The sequence below is a fragment of the Thermococcus sp. 2319x1 genome, from assembly GCF_001484685.1.
Lineage (GTDB): Archaea > Methanobacteriota_B > Thermococci > Thermococcales > Thermococcaceae > Thermococcus_A.
Map to the genome: position 1 here is coordinate 1,139,516 of NZ_CP012200.1, position 17,967 is coordinate 1,157,482.

The following is a 17,967-nucleotide window of genomic DNA, read 5'->3' on the forward strand; positions in this document are numbered from 1 at the left end:
ACCTCGGTTTTCCCTCATTGGAAAAAATTAGGAATCAAGCGAGGTGGACTTCAGCCACCTTAACGCCTTCCCTCTCCTCGATGGTTACCTTGACACGGAGCTTGCTTGGTGGCTTCTCGATACCCCTCTCCCAGATCTTTTCGTTAACGTCCGTGCCTATTATGACCTCATCTGCCTTTGTGTGCCTCGCTATAAACTCCCTAACAAAACGAGCGGCTCTTGGCGCTCTCTTCCATCTAGGAACGATCTTTTTGATTTTTCTAATTGGGACAACGTAAATTCTCTCTTCCGCCATCTCACATCACTCCTTAAGCTTGGTTCTCCTCCAGTATCTTCTCTTGGGGTGTGTCAAAACCCTTCTGTTGGTTTTCACAATAACCCAAACAGGTACTCTCCTATTTTGCTTAGCTGCCTTTGCCAGGCGGAGCTTCTTTGCCAACGGTTTGTTTCTTGCCATTCTTAACCCCTCCCTAAGTTGTGAACGTGAAAAGCCCAACTAATGCCCGATTAGTAAAGCCTTATTTAAATTTTTGCTTTCACTCACATTCAAAGATTAGGGGTTAAAAAGCTTTTCATTCGAATGGGCAGGAAAAAGAAGAAAAGGTCACCCTATCTGGAAAGCTGTGCTCCTAAGTTCTCCCCTCTCAAAGCGGTGTGGGTCATACCACTCCCAGTCAAGTGGCACGTGAGTTTTTCCTTTAACAATAAGCTCTGCCATTGCTTCTCCAACTCCCGGAGCCATCATGAAACCGTGTCCGCTGAAACCGGCTGCAATGTAAAAGCCATCTATGGAGTTAATCTTTCCTATGGCCGGGTTGCTGTCTGGAGTTTTTGCATATTGTCCTGCCCACTGCCTCAACACGTGAACGTATTTTAACGCCGGGATTATCCTCGTTGCCCATTTGAGCACTTCCCTCAAGAAGTCATACGTTGGAGTCACATCGTATGTTGGACCATGCTCCAGTCCAGTCCCACAAATTACCCCGCCATCCTCCCCATCTTGAATTACGTAGGAGTCGTTCCATGCTGGTGGGCATACAAGCGGTTCAATCTGGCCTTCTTTAAGAGGTTCCGTTTTGACAATTTGATGCTTATAGGGCTTTATCGGGATGAAATCCCTATCCAGTCCAGCCATCTCATTTATTATCGGTGCCCAAGCGTTTGTAGCGTTAACAACAACGTCAGCTTTTATAGTCCCCCTGTTTGTTTTCACCCCTTTGACCTCGTTGTTTTCCACGATAATATCAGTTACCTCGGTGTATTCATAAATCTCAGCCCCGAGCTCTTTGGCTTTTCTTGAAAAGGCAAAGACGGTTTTGAAGGGATTCGCCTTCCCATCGGTTGGGTTCCACTGTCCGGCCAAGAACTCATCGGCATTTAATAGAGGAACTATCTCTTTTGCCTCCTCTGGAGTTATGAGCCTTGTTGGGACGCCGAACCTGTTGTGGAGCTTTATGTTCTCCTTAAACGCCTCAACTTCCTCTTCAGTTGTTGCGAGGAAGAGATACCCAGTCTGCTTGAAGTTTATGTCGTATTCAAGTTCCTCGCTAAGCTTTTTCCATCTCTCAACGTTGTATTTTTGCAACTTAATGTTTGCCTCATCCGTAAACTGCTGCCTGATTCCAGTTGCACACCTAAACGTTGAGCCACTCCCAAGATATTCCTTCTCAACGAGAACAACGTCAACACCAAGCTTTGCCAGATGGTAGGCTATTGAAGTGCCGGTGCTTCCTCCGCCTATGACAACTACCTCAGCTTTACTCTTCATTCATATCACCCACCAGAACTCCTGCCGGAACTGGTCTAATTGGAATTCTCGTTGCGGGGAGCTTTATCTCATCCGGGCTCTTCCCGGTTTTTCTTGCTATTATGCTGATCACCATGGGAAGGCACGTCCTTCCCTGACATGGCCCCATGCCAATCCTCAAAAGGCGCTTTATCATCTCAATGTCTGCAACCCCCTGCTCAATTAGCGCCTCAATCTCCTCGAGAGTTACTTCGTTACATCTGCATATTATCCTCTCACCCTTTTCACTCATTCTCTCACCACCTTAACGGCCCTAACATCCCATGCCAGCTCTATGGGCATCTCAACGGTTATAATCGGTGTATCCCCCTTGCTTTTCTCCCTTGGGATCACCGTCACTACTTTACCCTTCCCAACCTCCTTTCCAACCCTGTTGAGCAGAACCACCTCCTCACCAACTTTCGGGATTGGAAGAATCTCGTGGGGCATTGTTACCCTTGCTTTGTCCCCAAGGTAGTGAACCATGAAAAACGCCAGTCCCGGGCAAATCTGCACGCACAGAGAACAGCCGATACACTTTTCGTAATCAACGATTGGAACGGCATTTGGATGCTCCATAAGAACCGCATTGGTTGGGCATATCTCTTTGCACGGCGTACACGGGATTTCTTGAGGGCACTCGGGAACGGCCACGGGTTTTTGCCTCAGCCTCTCTTCACTCGGCAAACCAACGTACTTTTTTAGCTCTTCAACACTTAGATAGCCTTCCCTTAGGTAGTTGGGGATCTCGCTCATTCTATCACCACCTTCTTAAGACCCTCAAGAACCTTTCTTCCGAAGGGTCCACTCCTGAACTCCTCAAGATCCCTCTGGGCTTTCTCTATCTCCTTAAGCCACTCTGGAGAAGCCACACCTGTGGCCAAAGCAGCCCCAATTCCGGCTATCTTCCCCTCAAGCATTGCCGTTGTTGCCTCCTCAATACCTGCCGAATCACCGGCAACAAAAATTCCCTTTATCGTCGTCTCCATCCTTGAGTCCCTAATCACAACGTGGCCACCAAGCTCCGGAACGTACTTTATCTGACATCCAACTTGGTGGAGAAGCTCTATACTCGGCCTCAATCCAACCGCCAAGGCTATTACATCAACCTCAAAAACCTTCTCAGTTCCCGGAATAACGTTCCAGTTCTCATCGAGCTGGGCAACAACCGCTCTTTCAACCTTTTCTTTGCCTTCCGCCCTTAGAATTGTATGCCTTGTGAGTATCGGAATTCCAAGTCTTCTAACTTTAGCTGCATGAACGAAATAGCCCCCTATCTTCGGCATTGCCTCCACTATCGCCTCAACTTTCACTCCAGCCTGATAGAGCTGGTAAGCCAAAATTAGCCCAACGTTGCCGGCTCCTACTATCAAAACTCTATCTCCCGGCTTTACCCCGTAAGTGTTCATTAGGGTTTGAATTGCCCCAGCCCCATAAACTCCGGGCAAATCGTTGTTCTCAAAGGGGATCATCCTTTCCATTGCTCCCGTTGCGACAACAACGGTCTTCCCTCTGAACTCTATCAGCTCCTTGTTCTTTCTAACTCCAACGACAAGCTTCTCCTCTCCATTTTGTAGAAGCATTATTGCGGAGGTTTCCAAGAAAATTTCAATGTTTCTCCTCTTGAGCTCTTCGCCTAATATTTCGGCAATTTTTATCCCCCTAACTCCAGCAAACTGCTCTCTCTTACCAAAGAACTTGTGGGTCTGCTTAACCAGCTGTCCTCCGAGCATCGGATTTTCATCCAGGAGAACAACCTTTGCCCCGGCATCTCTCGCATGTATGGCGGCCATCATTCCGGCCGGACCACCGCCAATCACAATAACGTCCGCCTCTATTCTCGGCGGTTCTTTCCACTTGGGTGGCTTTATGGTTTTAGGCAAGGCAGGCTTTTCTTCTTGCCTCTCTATTTGCATGCCTTCCTCAACAAGTGTTATACAAGTCCTCACGTTTGGAATGCCATTTACCTTCATTAGGCATGAGGAACACTTCCCAATTGCACAGAAAAGCCCCCTTGGCCTGTGCTTCTTCGTGGAGTACTGGAAGGTTCTTATGCCCGCGGCATGGAGAGCCATTGCGATTGTTTCACCCTCATAGGCTTTTATCGGCTTTCCTTCAAAATAAATTGTAACCTCTTTCCCGCGGACTTTTTCAAAATTTAAAATAGGATGTTCAGTAAGTCGCATAATATTTCACCAATGTAAAATCGGGAAGAAGTGTTTATGAGTGTTTTTTCATAAAGAGGTTATACACCTTTGGTTGTGGGGAAAAACAAAAGAAGCATAAGACAGGTTAACCCATTTGCAGAGCTTTATTCCTTAGTTCACCTCTTTCAAAGCGGTAGGGGTCATACCATTCAATCGGGAGTTTGCTTTTTCCTCTCGTTATTAAATCCGAGAGCATTTCTGCAACTGCCGGAGCCATCATAAAGCCATGTCCGCTAAAACCAGCCGCAATGTAGTATTCATCTATTTCATTTATCCTTCCAATTGCGGGGTTGCTGTCCGGAGTCTTTGCGTAGTAGCCTGCCCACGTCCTTAATATAAGAAGCTCTCTCAGGGCCGGGATTATTTTAGTAAGGTAATAGCTCACTTCCTTCATAAACTGATAGCTTGGGTTAAGGTCGTAGGTGGGACCCACCTCGTATCCGACGCCACCGACGATTCCTCCGTGATTCGTTTGGGTTAAATAGGCGTGACCGTATTTAAAGGATATTACCATGGGTTTCACTGTTCCCCCTTTTATTGGCTGAGTTATAATCGCTTGGTGTTTGTATGGCTCAATGGGGATGTGTATCGGAACTTTGGCCATTGCATTTATTAGCTTAGCCCATGCGTTTGTGGCATTTACGACGATCCCCGTATTGACAACGCCACGATTTGTCTTCACTCCCTTAATTTCCCCATTTTCAATTATGATTTCCTTGACTTCCGTGTACTCATACAGCTTTGCCCCCATTTCCTCTGCATGAAGTGCAAATGCAGTGGTCGAATGGAACGGATCGGCTTTCCCATCTGTGGGGTTCCAAGATGCTGCAACTACCTCACTTATATCCAAAAGGGGCACTATCTCTTTCGCTTCTTCCGGAGTTATGAGCCTTGTAGGAACACCGAAACGATTCTGAATCGCTATGTTCTTCTTAAACTCCTCAACCTCTTCGTCATCATATAGCAGGAAAAGATACCCCGTTTGCTCAAATGAGAAGCCATATTCCTCGCTGTATTTTTTCCAAAGTTCAACCGAACGCTTCATTACCTGCACGTTGGCTTCATCGTTAAACTGCTGTCTTATTCCAGTACCACAGCGGAAGGTTGAGCCGGAACCTATAAAGCGCTTCTCAAGAACTACAACTTCCTCCCCTCTTTTTGCGAGTTCATGAGCCAAAGTGACCCCTACAATTCCTCCACCAATAATGACAATTTCACTCTTATTTGGAAGCTCTTTATGTGGCATTTTCATCACTCCCTTACAGCGGTAACTTTCATTCTAACATTCTTAAGCGGGGGTCTTGCAACGGGAAGGTCTATTTTACCCATATCTATTCCGGTTCTCTGGCTAACAAGCAGTGCACCATTGAAGAGGCAGAATCTTCCCTGACAGAAGCCCATTGCCAAGTGGGTAAGGCGCTTCACTATCTGCAAATCAGTTATTCCCTTCTTTACTACATCGTCAACTTTCTTCAGGTTGACATCACAGCCGCATATCTGCACATCCTCTAAGTTCATATCCTTGAACTCTATCCTCTGCATGGGCATTGGCTCGGGCTCATATTCCTCAAGCTTCTCCTTGTAAACCGCTGGAGTGGCTTCGTAGCCGAATTCCCTCAGGATATAAGCCCCTACAAGCCTTCCTTCGAGGAAATTAGCGTAGTGAGGCTTTATTCCAGCTGCACTCCCCGCAACGTATATTCCCTCCCTTATGCGATTTTGTTCATCAAGAACCGGAACGTAGTAGCCCCATTTGAATTTGAGCTTTCCCCCTGCTTGAGTGATCGGATTTATATCGGGCAAGCGGTAATCGCTCACGATGACTGCATCAACCTCATACACATTACCGTTGGTATCTATAAGCCTCTCAACTTTCTCCTCCCCTTCAACGCGCTTTGGATTTGGCACTACAATGTACTCAATGTTCCATTTCTCAAGCTCCGGTATTATTCTCTCGGGCTTTCTTCCAACGACGGCAACCCTCTTGCCCGGAGCAACTCCCCACTTGTTTATAACCTCAAGAGCAAAGTCGAGCCTAAAGACACCCGGAAACTCATTGTTCTCAAAGAGAAGAATATTCTCCACAGCCCCGGTAGCCAGTACAACCCTTTTTGCCATTATTTCTATCAGCTGGTCTTTTTTGACTACGGGAACCAAGAAGTATTCCCCCTCATCAAAAACCCCAAGAGCTATTGTACCCTTGAAGACCTTAACGTTCTCGTTGAATTGGGAGGTCAGTTCCTCAATGACTTTCTTGGGTTCTTCATCAAAGCCCTCCTGAATTGTGCTCCTTAGGGACATTAAGCCCCCAAGCCACCCCCTCTCTTCGATTAGGGCAACTGTTAGATACTCCTGAAGCTCTAAAGTTGCGCCTATTCCAGCGATTCCCCCGCCTATTATGGCGACGTCAACGACTTCCCTAAGAACCCCCTTGCTTCCGTCTATCTCCACGGCCTCCTGGAATTCGCCGTAGTTCTGCCTTTCTATTCTCATTCCGTCCTTAACCAAGGTTTTCCTCCCGTCTATATTTTTAATCCCATTTATCACCACAGGTAGCGGTCCAAAGGTGAATGCTCCCCTTTTTCTTCCCTGTAAGCTGGTTGTTATCCAGTAAATGCCGTTTGCAAGCAGTGCCACTGGAAGTTTTTCTCCTTCATAAGCTTCCAGAGCTTTTCCCTCAAAATATATCGTGACCTTCTTAGAAGCGTCTTTTTCGTAAAGATCCAGCGGTCGCATAGGATCACCCATGAACAAGTTTTTATCATAGAAGTTTACACATGTAAACTATTTAAACTTTGTGTTTAAACAAAAAAGTGTTAAACCTGCGGTTAAATGGACATTTTTATTGACATAACTCCCACCTGTGAGGCAATCACCTCCAGATTCACGAATTGCACTCAAAATCCTGCCAACTTCCTTGGCTTCAGGAAACCTCGAAAGCAAAGCCCATAACAACTGCCCCTTAAAAAGTTAAGTGCCTGCGATTCCAACGACCCGATGGGAACTGGGTTTTTGTTATTAACACCCCCATGGTTCAAAGTTCAACGGAGAATATTTATACAACAAAGAACACTACAATATGGTGTTCAGCATGTTGCTCCTAAGCAGAAGTGATCTTGAGAAGTTGCTCTCAATGAGAGAAGTCATAGAGTCCGTTGAAAGGGCATTCTTAGAACTTTATAACGGAAAAGCAAAAGTTCCATTGAGGATTATGATAGAGATCGAAAAGTACAACGGGTTTATTCTTTACATGCCAAGTTTCTTAGGAGACTCTGAAGCCTTAGCTGTAAAAGTGGTTTCTTTATACCCCGAAAACACCAAGAAAGGTCTGCCGACTGTTTTGGCCTCAATTCTCCTTAACGATCCCAAAACGGGTGTCCCGTTAGCATTGATGGAGGGTACCTACATAACTGCAATGAGAACGGGCGCAGCAAGCGGTGTTGCCACAAAGTATCTCGCCAGAAAAGACTCAAAAATCGTGGGGATCATTGGCGCAGGAGTTCAAGCAAGAACTCAGCTTTGGGCAGTTTATGAGGTTAGAGACATAGAAAAGACGCTTGTCTACGACATTAATCCCGAAAATGCTAAAAAATTTGCTGAAGAAATGTCTAAAAAGTTTGGAATCGAGATAAAAACCGTTGAATCTGCAAAGGAAGCTGTTGAGAAATCTGATATCTTAATAGTAGCAACAACGGCAAGAGAACCAGTAGTTAAGGGAGAGTGGATCAGGGAGGGCACGCATATCAACTCTATAGGTTGGGTAGGCAGAAACGCTAGGGAACTCGATTCCGAAACAGTAAGAAGGTCTAAGCTGGTTGTGGATTCAAAAGAGGGTGCCTTAAATGAATCTGGAGACATAATAATTCCCATGAAGGAGGGGGTAATTGAGGAGAGCCATATCTATGCTGAGCTCGGCGAAATTGTTGCGGGAGTTAAAAAAGGAAGGGAAGACAACAAAGAAATAACCCTTTTCAAGAGCGTCGGTTTGGCTATAGAAGACGCAATAACAGCCAAGTTAGCATATGAAAAAGCCCTTGAACGTGGAGTTGGTACTAATGTGGAGTTTTAGGAACTTTTATATACATCCTTGTTTCTTTTAATACTTTGGTGTCCCATATGTTTGCGGCCAATGTTTTCCACGTTGTGGATACTCACACAGAGGGTGAGCCCACGAGAATAGTCTTTTCTGGAGTGAATGTAAAAGGGAAGGATATCATAGAAAAGAGAGAATACTTTAAGGAACATTATGACTGGGTTAGAACTGCTCTGCTCCATGAGCCCAGAGGACATGGCGATCAGTTTGGGGCAGTTATAGTTCCCTCTGATATAGCAGACTTTGGAGTCATATACATGGACACCTCTGGCTATCTTGATATGTGCGGTCACGCTACAATGGGAATTGCTACCGTGTTGGTGGAATTGGGAATTGTGGAGAAAATGGAACCATACACAAATGTAACAAAGGTTGAAAACGGTGTTGTCAAAGAGGTCACGGTTGTTGATGTGCCAAGCTTTCATGTGGGCGAATTTGAGATTGAGTATCCAGAAAGAGGTAAGATAAAAGTCGACGTGGCCTTCGGTGGGAATTTCTATGTGATTGCAGATGCAAGAGATTTAGGCCTCAGGGTTAGAAAAGAATACATAAAAAAGCTTATTCCAGCAGCGTTAAAACTCATTAAAGTTGCCAATGAGCAGATAAAAGTGCAACACCCAAGGAAAGGAGTCCAAAACAGAATAAATTTAGCAATGCTCACTGATGGTCCAGAAAGAGAAGACTCGGATGGCAAGAACGTTGTCATATGGGGACAAGGAAGTGTAGATAGGAGTCCTTGTGGAACAGGAAGTGCTTCAAGGGTCGCGAGTCTTTATTCAAAGGGTATTCTTAGAGTTGGAGATACCTTTGTCCATGAGAGCATTTTAGGAACTCAATTTAGAATCAAAATAGTTGGCACAACAAAGGTTGGTAATTATACTGCAATAATCCCCGAAATTACAGGAAGTGCATACATAACAAAAATTTCTCAAGATATTATATCCAAAAATGACCCACTTTGGAAGGGATTCTTGTTAAGGTAAAAAGAAAAGTTAAAGGTCAGGAACTCTGAGCCCCAGCCTTTTCTTTCTCTTTTTGCAACGCAAGTCTAACGAAATATAGTGTAAGCCCCCAGTAAAATCCAAGAACCACTATCATAGAGATTATTATTGATGCCTCCATTTCAGACTCCCTCCTCGGCCAGCTTTGCTTCAATTTTAGGCATGAGCAGTTTGTTCACTAGGATCCAGATGGCAACTGCAGCTATAATCCACTGCACAATCACCGTTCCGGCACTATAGATCTCAAGTGGATTCCACCAGCTTTCTGGATACCAATCGATTGACTGCTTGAGCCACCAGAGCATGACTATTATTATGCTTACTGGGGAAACGTAACCGATCATAATGTCCCACCACTTGCCGACTTTGATGTCCGATCCTCTGTTTGCAGTCTCTCTGTTCTTTTCTAAGCCTGTTTTAACCATTATGAATGAGATAACAATTGCGCTAACCAGCAACGCAACACCCCATGCCCAGTCTTGGTTGTTGAGCCAGTTGATACTGATTGCCGCTGGAAGGCCCGCCACTAAACCGATGACGGCAACATAGGTGGCAGCTTTCTTTCTTGGAACTCCAAAATCTACCACATTCTTAACAAAGACGTCTGTAATTGCTATTTGTGATGTGAATGCAGCAAAGAACAGGGCTAAGTAAAAGAGTGTACCTATGGCAAATCCTGCTGGTACCTTGGGGAAGAGTTCAGTTAGCCAGATGAAAGTCAATCCCACGTTACCTTCAGCATATACTTTGAAGGGGTCTAACCCAATAAGGGGCGCTGTGACGGCAACGGTTGTAATTACTGCCAAACCTCCCAGAAGTGCTGCACTTGTATCACCAAATCCGGTAATATGAGCGTTGAGGTTAATGTCATCGTTTTTCTTCAAATATGAAGAGTACGTCAGATATATACCCCACCCAGCCCCAGTGCTCCACAGCACTTGACTGTATGCTTGAAGCCAAGCTTCCGCGTTTGAGAGCTTTGAGGTGTCAAATTTGAACATGTATGTTAGGCCTACATCAGCTCCCGACATCGTAACTGCCCTTATAATAACGACCACCAGGAAAAGTATCAATGATGGAACCATGAAACTGGCGACCTTTTCAATTCTCTTAACACCAACGGCCATTACGTACCATGTAAATACCCAGACGAGTATTGTAAATAACACCGGTTGCCATCCACTTATGAACGCATTCCAAGTTTCCAGACCCTTTCCCGGAGCATAGCTTGCATAAAGTCCCGTAAGCCCTTTAATGAAGTAAGCAAGTGCCCATCCATTGACAACTGCATAGTAAAACATAATTGCTATGTTAACCCACGCAACCCAAGCTCCGAGCCATGCATACTTTTTATTCCCGGTATATTTTGCAAAGCCAAGTATTGTGCTTTTTCCGGTTTCTCTACCTATGATACCCTCTGCAATAAGCAGTGGAATTGCCACTGTGAACAATGCAAGGCTGTAAGGAATCAAGAAGGCACCGCCACCGTACATTGCCATCATTCTTGGAAAGCGCCATATGTTACCGCTGCCAACCATTGCACCTATAATAGCAAAAATAAAACCCAATCTAGTTCCCCAGTGTTCACCGGTTTCGACCTTTTCCATTTTCACTTCCCCCCAGGTTTGTAGGCGAATTAGCTATATGTCCCCTACGTGGGGTCATAGCATACACAGTTTTGTAGTATACATATTTATACTTTTCTGATCAACTATTTGTCTCTGCTGATTTATTTTGGAATACAACGTACATTTTTATTCATAGTTCAAAAGAGACTCAAAAAACTTCGAAAAGTTCTCGTCTCCTGAAAACCAGAAGAGAACTTGTAAAGTGGCCTATAATTCAAACCTGAGAAAGAACTCCTAAAAGAAGTGCTTTTGCATTGCCCTTTTCTTTTGAAAGCCTCACCCCCTCAGTATGGGGAGAGGCTCAGGGAATAGAAGTGATTACCTAACATGAATTTCAACAATGTCCCCATCTTCAAGAACATGATCTGGTCCAACTCTCTGTCCCGGGAACTTTGCGCTCTTTCCCCACACCCTTGCGTACTTAAAGTTCTTTGCGAAGTCCTTGTGTATTCTCTCCGCCACATCAAGAACGGTTGAGCCTTTTTTAAGAGCTATGGGGGGATAAGAGGGCTCTTCACCAGGTGATTTGGTGAAAACCCTTATTATATCGGCAAGTTCATAGAGCTCTTCTTTGAGGATCTCAATGTTCGCCTTCTTTTTTGCAGATACGGGAACTATTTTAAACCTGTCCCCATAGGCTTTAACGAGCTTTTCGTAGTTCTCTTTGCTCCCCGGTGCATCGCCTTTGTTGGCAATGATTATTGCCTTTCTCCATACGAGGCTCTCATCAAGAGCATCTGAAAACTCCTCAAGGGTAACGGGCTCTTTTACAGTGATCTCAGCACTGTGAATGCCTTCCTCTCTAAGCATTTTCATAACCTCACTTACATCTCCTTGAATCAAATCCTGCCCGTTGATCACAATCCCACCTGTAGGCATTCTTCTTATTTCCACTTTTGGCTTTCTTTTGTTTATCTTTATCCCAGCACGTTCAAACTCCCTCAGTATTATTTCCATCTGGTTTATTGGGTCTTGAGAAAGGTCAACGACGATAGCTATTGCATCGGCGTTTCTTATGACGCTCAAAAGCTGCGTCCCCATGCCTTTACCCAGGGCAGCCCCTTCTATTAAGCCCGGTACCTCTACAAGCTGAATTTGAACGTCTTTGTGCTTCATCATACCCGGAATTGGCTCAACCGTCGTGAAAGGATAATCGGCAACATCCGCCTCAACGCCCGCAAGAACCTTAAGAAGTGAAGACTTTCCGACGTTTGGCAAACCCGCGAGAGCTATTTGAGCAGCCCCTTCCTTTTTAACGCTAAATGAATACCCTCCCCCCTTTCTCTGGCTTTGCTGCTTTTCCAGTTCTTTCCTAAGTTCAGCCAGCTTTCTCTTTATCTGGAGTCTGAGCTTCTCCGTTCCCTTGTGCTTTGGCACGGTGGCATACATCTTCTCCAATGCCCTTATTTTTTCGGGTATTGTTTTGGCTTGTCTGTATTCCTCTTCCGCCGCTAGATATTCTGCTGTTACGTTTGTTGGCATTTCTACTCACCCCTCGTTCTCAGCCCATTAGGGTTATGATGGAGGGTTTTTATAAATCTATGGTGTGAAACTATCATCAACTTTATATACTTTCTCGAAAAATTTTAGGGTGGTGAGAATATGAAGGGACTTTTAGATGAAATTGATAAGGAAATCTTGAGGGTGCTTCAAAAGAATAGCCGCACTCCGCTGAGAGAAATATCCAAGCGAGTGGGACTTGCAGAGTCAACGGTCTATGAAAGGATTAAGAAGCTGAAGGAGAAAGGAATAATAAAGAAATTCACGATTATCCTTGATCCAGAGTCCCTTGGCTTTCATCTGCTGGCTTTTATATTGATAAAGGCAAAAGCTGGGAAGTATGCCGAAGTTGCCGGGAAGCTCATAACTTATCCGGAGATAGTGGAAATTTATGAGACCACCGGTGATTACGACATGATACTCAAGATAAGAACGAGGAGCAGCGAAGAGCTCAACGACTTTCTTGATAGGATAGGGGAGATAGAAGGTGTCGTGGCAACGCATACGATGGTTGTGCTGAAGATACACAAAGAGACAACCGAGCTTCCGCTTTAAATTTTCCCCTCTGCATAAAGTTTATGATAGGCTTTCAAAAGGGCATCCCTTACCCTCTTTGGCCCGTATCTTCTCACCGCGCTTTTTAATCCTTCGGAATAAACCCTTTTAACTATTAAATCAACATCGGGAGAATCTTTTAGGCTGTTTTCTACATAGAGCTTTGCTACCTCCTCTGGATCCCTGTAGTTCAGCCCCTTAAGCCATTTTAAGGGGATTCCGCTTTCGAACTTCTTTATTACCTCAAACTCAATCACCGTAACCTCGTCATCTCCATGGAGTTCCCCGTATATCTTGCTCAATGCACCTACTAGCTCTTTGACATCCTTAAACCCGTCTTTTTTTGCGTCTTGATTTGTAAGCTCCTTAACCTTTTTCTTCTCCACCTTTGTGATTTTTACCTTTGCAACGGCCGTGTCGCTTGGTGTTATTACAAGGTAAACTTCACTTCCAGGTTTTGCCCCATACTCTCCAAATCTAATCGTGGTTGTCTTTTTTCCGCTTAGTATCTTGGACTTGTATGAATTATCTATCAGCAGGAACTTCCTTATTTGAACCATCCTTGAGCACCTCTAAAATCTCCGGAAGCTCTAAGAGGTCGTTTATTTTGAAATCAGCGTACTCCTCATATTCAAGCTCCCTGTTTGCGTATTTGCCATAGCGGAACCATACGGTATGCATTCCTACCCTCTTTGCCCCATAGATGTCTGAATAAAGCCTGTCTCCTACCATCAATGCCTCTTCCGGAGAGACTTCAAATATCTTAAGGGCTTTCTGGTATATTTTCGGATGTGGCTTTTTCACCCCCTCAAAGTCCGAAATTATCATATGCTCAAAGAAGTCATCTAGGTCAAGCCTCAGAACCTTCTCCCACTGCTTTATTGGATTGCCATCGGTTATGATGCCCAGTCGATAGCCCATTTCCCTGAGTTTGATGAGGGTTTTTCTTGCGTGCTTGACTTCCCTTATGTGGGCAAATTTGGTGTTGTGGTAGGCTATAACCCCGGCGGCAACCCATTTCGGATTGTACTTTAGATCGAGCCTCCTGAGGAGGTAATCAAAGTGATGAGGGAAATTGCTTCCGTATTCGTTTATGAGCTCCAAAAGTTCGTTATAGGCGGTGTCAAAATCAACAGGCATTCCGTGCTGAATCATGTTTTCTATGGCGTTTTTTCTGGCAAGCTCAGCTAAACGAGACGTGTCAACAAGGGTGTCATCGAGATCAAAAAACACTACCCTTATCATTCCAACCCCCAATCAAGTAAAAGGTTAAAGTATTTAACTTTTCCCTATGTCGAGATAAAAGGACTTCATCCTTCGCTTTTCCTCTCTTAGCTTTCTAAAGTATTCATCCTCTCGAACGAGCTCATCAAGAAGGTCTTCAAGCTTCCACGTTAGGGACGTGGGGGTGGTGGTTGCAAAGATCGGGCTAATTCCTTGAGAGCGGACTGTTTTGATAACCCTCTTTACGTCTTCATTTGAGAGGTTGTGCATTATGATGAACTTCCTCCAGTGCCAGTTGCCGCTTCCTTGGAAAGTGGGGGCCTTTGCCACAACTTCCTCCACAACCCAATCTTTGCAGTATTCCGGAACCTCATAAATGTCGAACTCACTTAAGATTTCTCTCACCCTGGAAACTTCATCCTGCTCAAACCCTATTAAGAGTATCATAGCACCACCTTAACAGCCTTTATCTTTTAAACACCTTTTAACCTTTGCCAAAAGATGCTCCATTATTTCTCCAGCAGGTCCTTTTAGGAAAATATCGGCTATAGGGGTTATGCCGCTTTCCTTTGGGTTGATCTCTATCACATAACCTCCGTTCTCTTTTACAATGTAAGGGACATACGCCGCAGGAAAAACCTGACCACTCGTCCCGATAACCAGGCAAACGTCAGCCCTTTCGGCAAGCTTAAAGGCCTTTTGAAGGGCTTCTTGAGGGAGAGGTTCCCCAAACCAGACAACATCCGGCCTTAAGAGGGAACCGCATTTCGGACATTTGAGTAAGCCCTCTTCTTCCAAGAACTCCTCAAGTTTTTCTGATTCAAGAAGATTTTCCCTATAAGCACAGCTGGTGCACTTAACCCGATAAATGTTCCCATGAAGCTCTACAACGTTTTTGTTTCCGGCTTCTCTGTGGAGGTTGTCAATGTTCTGAGTTATGACAGCCTTTAAAAGACCCATTCTTTCAAGCTCTGCCAGTGCCAAGTGGCCCCTGTTGGGCTTTGCTCCCTTCATAAGCTTCATTCTCATCCTGTAGAACTCCCATACAAGTCTGGGATTTCTTCTAAACGCCTCCGGGGTAGCTACCTCCTCCACTCTATACTTCTCCCACAGACCGTTTTTGTCTCTAAAGGTTGGTATTCCGCTTTCTGCGCTTATTCCAGCTCCGGTAAAAGCTATTAAAAATCGGGAGTGGGCTATCAACTTAGCCGCTTCTTCCATCATAGGACATCGCTTTCTAATTCCCCCCTGAAATTTTTAAAGGTATTCTAACGGCAAGATTTAAATTACATGGATGTAAAATATCACATGCAAGAAAGCACCGGGGTGATACCATGAGCTACCAGATGTATAGAGACAAGGTTTTGGAATTTGTTGAGATGCACGAAAAGTGGAGGGCATCAACTATAAACCTGATTGCAAGTGAAAACGTGACTTCCCCAAGCGTTACAAGGGCTGTGGCAAGCGGTTTTATGCACAAATACGCCGAAGGATGGCCAAGGCAAAGGTATTATCAGGGATGTAAGTACGTCGATGAAGTTGAGCTCATAGGAGTTGACCTCTTCTGCAAGCTCTTCAAGAGCGATTTCGCGGATCTAAGACCAATTTCCGGAACTAACGCAAATCAAGCCGCGTTCTTTGGACTAACAAACGCCGGAGACAAAGCTATTGTTCTTCATACTTCCCACGGTGGGCACATAAGCCACATGCCCTTTGGAGCAGCTGGTATGAGAGGATTGGAGGTTCATACATGGCCTTTTGATAACGAAGAATTCAACATCGATGTCGACAAGGCAGCCCAGATGATTAGAGAGCTCGAGCCCAAGATAGTTGTCTTCGGTGGTTCATTGTTCCCGTTCCCACACCCGGTTAAGGAGCTCGCCCCAGTGGCCAAAGAGGTTGGCGCTTACGTAATGTATGACGCAGCCCACGTTTTGGGATTAATAGCGGGAGGAAAGTTCCAGGACCCACTTAGAGAAGGAGCCGATGTCGTAACTTCCTCAACCCACAAGACCTTCCCGGGCCCACAGGGTGGTGTAATACTCTACAAGGACCTCGGGGAAGACACGGCAAAACTGCAATGGGCAATCTTCCCAGGTGTTCTAAGCAACCACCACCTACACCACATGGCTGGAAAAGTCATTACCGCTGCGGAGATGCTCGAATTTGGTAAAGCCTACGCTGAGCAGATCGTAAAGAACGCAAAAGCCCTCGCCGAGGCTCTTGCAGAGGAAGGATTCAAGGTCATTGGAGAGGACAAGGGCTACACGGAGAGCCACCAGGTTATCGTGGATGTAAGTGAGCTCCACGAAGCTGGAGGAGGATGGGCTGCTCCTCTTTTGGAAGAGGCGGGCATAATCCTCAACAAGAACCTCCTCCCATGGGATCCACTTGAGAAGGTCAACACCCCAAGCGGTCTAAGAATCGGTGTGCAGGAGATGACAAGAGTTGGCATGATGGAAGACGACATGAAAGAGATAGCAAGGTTCATGAGAAGAGTCCTTCTTGACAAAGAGGATCCAAAGAAGGTAGAGAAGGAAGTATTCGAGTTCAGGAAGCAGTTCCAGAAGGTCTACTACTCCTTCGACTACGGTCTGCCGATGAAAGAGTGATTTCTCCTTTTTGCCTTTTCTTTATAAAAGGCCTTTTAAAAAGAAAAAATCTAGAGTTTCGCCCGTTCAAACTCTTCCTTTTTGCCTAAAGGCTTTGTGGCATCTATACCCCATTTAGCAGTGAAGCCCTTCTCCCCGGAGGGGTCAAGAGAGCTTCCCCTTGCGTTAGGAATCACAACCAGGTCCTTATCCGCCTGAAATCTCGTGGCCACTGCCCATTCTATCTCTTTATCGTCGTAAATGTTAATGTCCTCATCGACCACTATCACGTGCTTTAGGCTCGGATGTCCAGCAAAAGCCGCCAAAATAGCATTTTTTCCATCTCCATCGTGCTGCTTTGTTATACTCACAACTGCGTGGAGCCACATGCAACCTCCTTCCGTTAATCTTACACCGTGAACCTTTGGAACCACCTGCTTAACGCTCTTGTATATCTGCGGCTCCTTGGGAAGTCCCATGAGCATGTAGTGCTCATATCCGCTGGAAAGCAGTGCGTGGAAAATTGGCCTCTCAACATGGTACATCTTCTCAAAAACCACAACGGGCTGCTCCCTTACTATGTCGTATGTCCCAGTTATATCAACAAAGGGCCCCTCCTTGTCAAGCTCTGGCAAAATTTTTGCCTCGAAGACAAATTCACTCTCGATGGGAACCGGGATACCGTTAATGTTCACGACTTCCAAGGGCTTTCCAAATGCAATCTCACTCATAGATGACGCAATGCTGAGCTCACTAACTCCATAAGGCGGGCTTGTCGCTGCCGCTAGGAGGATATGTATTGGATTGCCGATGATTATTCTAACATCAAGCTCTTCACCGTGTTCTGCCTTATCCTTCCACATTGCATACAAATGCCTTGGGACTAATCTAACTGTCCCGGTTTTTTCATCTCTCACCATTGTTCTGTGATATGAAAGGTTTACAAATCCATTCTCGTCCTTTGCTATGTAGATTGCCGAGGTAAAGTACTGCCCCCCATCCCTTGGAAAGTAATGCGGAACCGGCAACTCTTTGAGGGAGAAATCCTTCGTGGAGTTCTTGAAAAATTCAGCGGTTTTTGCCTCTTTATAGGGTTTGGGATTCTCCATAGCTTCCATTATGAAATGAACAAGCTCCTCTCTTTTTATGCCGAGGTACCTTGCTATTCTCTCCCGCGTGCTCCATATGTTGCCTGCAACTTCCCATCCATCCACATCTTTAAACAGAACGGGCTTAGTTTTATGCTGAAGGAGATAGCTCGTTATCTCAAACTTTTTGCTAACAGGCTTATCAACGATGATAAGCTCGTCCTGAAATTGGTTTAGTATCTCGCGTATCATGACACCACCCATTCAAACTCTGCTTGTACCGTGATAAACTTT

The 17,967-nt window shown here is 45.2% G+C and carries 20 protein-coding genes; 4 read left to right on the top strand and 16 right to left on the bottom strand.

Annotated features, from left to right (window positions below):
* Window positions 1–34: 34 nt before the first annotated feature.
* From ADU37_RS06420 to ADU37_RS06455, 8 genes are all read right to left on the bottom strand, one after another.
* Window positions 35–295, bottom strand: coding sequence for a 50S ribosomal protein L31e (locus ADU37_RS06420; RefSeq protein WP_058946827.1), 261 nt, complete (start codon window positions 293–295; stop codon window positions 35–37).
* Between the two features lie 6 nt (window positions 296–301).
* Window positions 302–457 (bottom strand): 50S ribosomal protein L39e, encoded by a 156-nt coding sequence (locus ADU37_RS06425; RefSeq protein ID WP_058946828.1) that lies wholly within the window; start codon window positions 455–457, stop codon window positions 302–304.
* Window positions 458–604: 147 nt separating this feature from the next.
* Window positions 605–1,768, bottom strand: coding sequence for an FAD-binding oxidoreductase (locus ADU37_RS06430; RefSeq protein WP_058946829.1), 1,164 nt, complete (start codon window positions 1,766–1,768; stop codon window positions 605–607).
* Complete coding sequence (locus ADU37_RS06435) at window positions 1,758–2,039, bottom strand: (2Fe-2S)-binding protein (RefSeq protein WP_058946830.1); 282 nt, start codon at window positions 2,037–2,039, stop codon at window positions 1,758–1,760. The genes ADU37_RS06430 and ADU37_RS06435 overlap by 11 nt, the downstream gene beginning before the upstream one ends.
* The gene (locus ADU37_RS06440) at window positions 2,036–2,542 is read right to left on the bottom strand and encodes a 4Fe-4S binding protein (RefSeq protein WP_058946831.1); all 507 of its coding nucleotides are present in this window, start codon (window positions 2,540–2,542) and stop codon (window positions 2,036–2,038) included. Before ADU37_RS06440 ends, ADU37_RS06435 begins: the two co-directional genes overlap by 4 nt.
* Window positions 2,539–3,972: an FAD-dependent oxidoreductase gene (locus tag ADU37_RS06445; protein ID WP_058946832.1), complete on the bottom strand. Its 1,434-nt coding sequence runs from the start codon at window positions 3,970–3,972 to the stop codon at window positions 2,539–2,541. The genes ADU37_RS06440 and ADU37_RS06445 overlap by 4 nt, the downstream gene beginning before the upstream one ends.
* 106 nt (window positions 3,973–4,078) lie before the next feature.
* On the bottom strand, window positions 4,079–5,239 hold the full coding sequence (locus ADU37_RS06450; protein ID WP_058946833.1) for an FAD-binding oxidoreductase: 1,161 nt from the start codon (window positions 5,237–5,239) through the stop codon (window positions 4,079–4,081).
* Between the two features lie 5 nt (window positions 5,240–5,244).
* Window positions 5,245–6,729 carry an FAD-dependent oxidoreductase gene (locus ADU37_RS06455; protein ID WP_058946834.1) on the bottom strand — a complete coding sequence of 495 codons (1,485 nt, stop codon included), beginning with the start codon at window positions 6,727–6,729 and terminating at the stop codon, window positions 5,245–5,247.
* 355 nt (window positions 6,730–7,084) lie between these two features.
* On the opposite strand from ADU37_RS06455, the gene ADU37_RS06460 reads away from it, so the two are divergent.
* The gene (locus ADU37_RS06460; protein ID WP_058946835.1) at window positions 7,085–8,062 is read left to right on the top strand and encodes an ornithine cyclodeaminase family protein; all 978 of its coding nucleotides are present in this window, start codon (window positions 7,085–7,087) and stop codon (window positions 8,060–8,062) included.
* A gap of 47 nt (window positions 8,063–8,109) precedes the next feature.
* Entirely contained in the window at window positions 8,110–9,069 is a 960-nt protein-coding gene (locus tag ADU37_RS06465) for a proline racemase family protein (protein ID WP_058946836.1), read from the top strand.
* Window positions 9,070–9,085: 16 nt separating this feature from the next.
* Here ADU37_RS06465 and ADU37_RS11765 read toward each other — a convergent pair whose 3' ends face one another.
* The 3 genes from ADU37_RS11765 to ADU37_RS06475 form a co-directional block, all read right to left on the bottom strand.
* Window positions 9,086–9,208 (bottom strand): hypothetical protein, encoded by a 123-nt coding sequence (locus ADU37_RS11765; RefSeq protein WP_255357503.1) that lies wholly within the window; start codon window positions 9,206–9,208, stop codon window positions 9,086–9,088.
* 1 nt (window position 9,209) lies between these two features.
* The gene (locus ADU37_RS06470; RefSeq protein WP_058946837.1) at window positions 9,210–10,694 is read right to left on the bottom strand and encodes a sodium-dependent transporter; all 1,485 of its coding nucleotides are present in this window, start codon (window positions 10,692–10,694) and stop codon (window positions 9,210–9,212) included.
* Window positions 10,695–11,033: 339 nt separating this feature from the next.
* Entirely contained in the window at window positions 11,034–12,197 is a 1,164-nt protein-coding gene (locus ADU37_RS06475; RefSeq protein WP_058946838.1) for a GTP-binding protein, read from the bottom strand.
* A 120-nt stretch (window positions 12,198–12,317) separates the two neighbouring features.
* Between ADU37_RS06475 and ADU37_RS06480 the strand changes: the two genes are divergently transcribed.
* A complete protein-coding gene (locus tag ADU37_RS06480; RefSeq protein WP_058946839.1) occupies window positions 12,318–12,770 on the top strand; it encodes an Lrp/AsnC family transcriptional regulator in 453 nt (150 codons plus the stop codon).
* Here ADU37_RS06480 and ADU37_RS06485 read toward each other — a convergent pair.
* Genes ADU37_RS06485 through cobB form a run of 4 tightly spaced genes read right to left on the bottom strand, consistent with a single transcriptional unit; the run spans window position 12,767 to window position 15,218 of the window.
* Window positions 12,767–13,330 carry an ASCH domain-containing protein gene (locus ADU37_RS06485; protein ID WP_058946840.1) on the bottom strand — a complete coding sequence of 188 codons (564 nt, stop codon included), beginning with the start codon at window positions 13,328–13,330 and terminating at the stop codon, window positions 12,767–12,769. The two genes, ADU37_RS06480 and ADU37_RS06485, sit on opposite strands and share 4 nt — an antisense overlap.
* Window positions 13,296–14,015 (bottom strand): TIGR02253 family HAD-type hydrolase, encoded by a 720-nt coding sequence (locus ADU37_RS06490; RefSeq protein WP_058946841.1) that lies wholly within the window; start codon window positions 14,013–14,015, stop codon window positions 13,296–13,298. The genes ADU37_RS06485 and ADU37_RS06490 overlap by 35 nt, the downstream gene beginning before the upstream one ends.
* 33 nt (window positions 14,016–14,048) lie before the next feature.
* Entirely contained in the window at window positions 14,049–14,441 is a 393-nt protein-coding gene (locus ADU37_RS06495; RefSeq protein WP_058946842.1) for a DUF3783 domain-containing protein, read from the bottom strand.
* 9 nt (window positions 14,442–14,450) lie between these two features.
* The gene (cobB, locus tag ADU37_RS06500) at window positions 14,451–15,218 is read right to left on the bottom strand and encodes an NAD-dependent protein deacetylase (protein ID WP_058946843.1); all 768 of its coding nucleotides are present in this window, start codon (window positions 15,216–15,218) and stop codon (window positions 14,451–14,453) included.
* A gap of 110 nt (window positions 15,219–15,328) precedes the next feature.
* Between cobB and glyA the strand changes: the two genes are divergently transcribed.
* Complete coding sequence (glyA, locus tag ADU37_RS06505) at window positions 15,329–16,606, top strand: serine hydroxymethyltransferase (RefSeq protein ID WP_058946844.1); 1,278 nt, start codon at window positions 15,329–15,331, stop codon at window positions 16,604–16,606.
* A gap of 50 nt (window positions 16,607–16,656) precedes the next feature.
* On the opposite strand, the gene ADU37_RS06510 is transcribed toward glyA, so the two are convergent.
* A complete protein-coding gene (locus ADU37_RS06510; RefSeq protein WP_058946845.1) occupies window positions 16,657–17,925 on the bottom strand; it encodes a UbiD family decarboxylase in 1,269 nt (422 codons plus the stop codon).
* Window positions 17,926–17,967 lie beyond the last annotated feature (42 nt).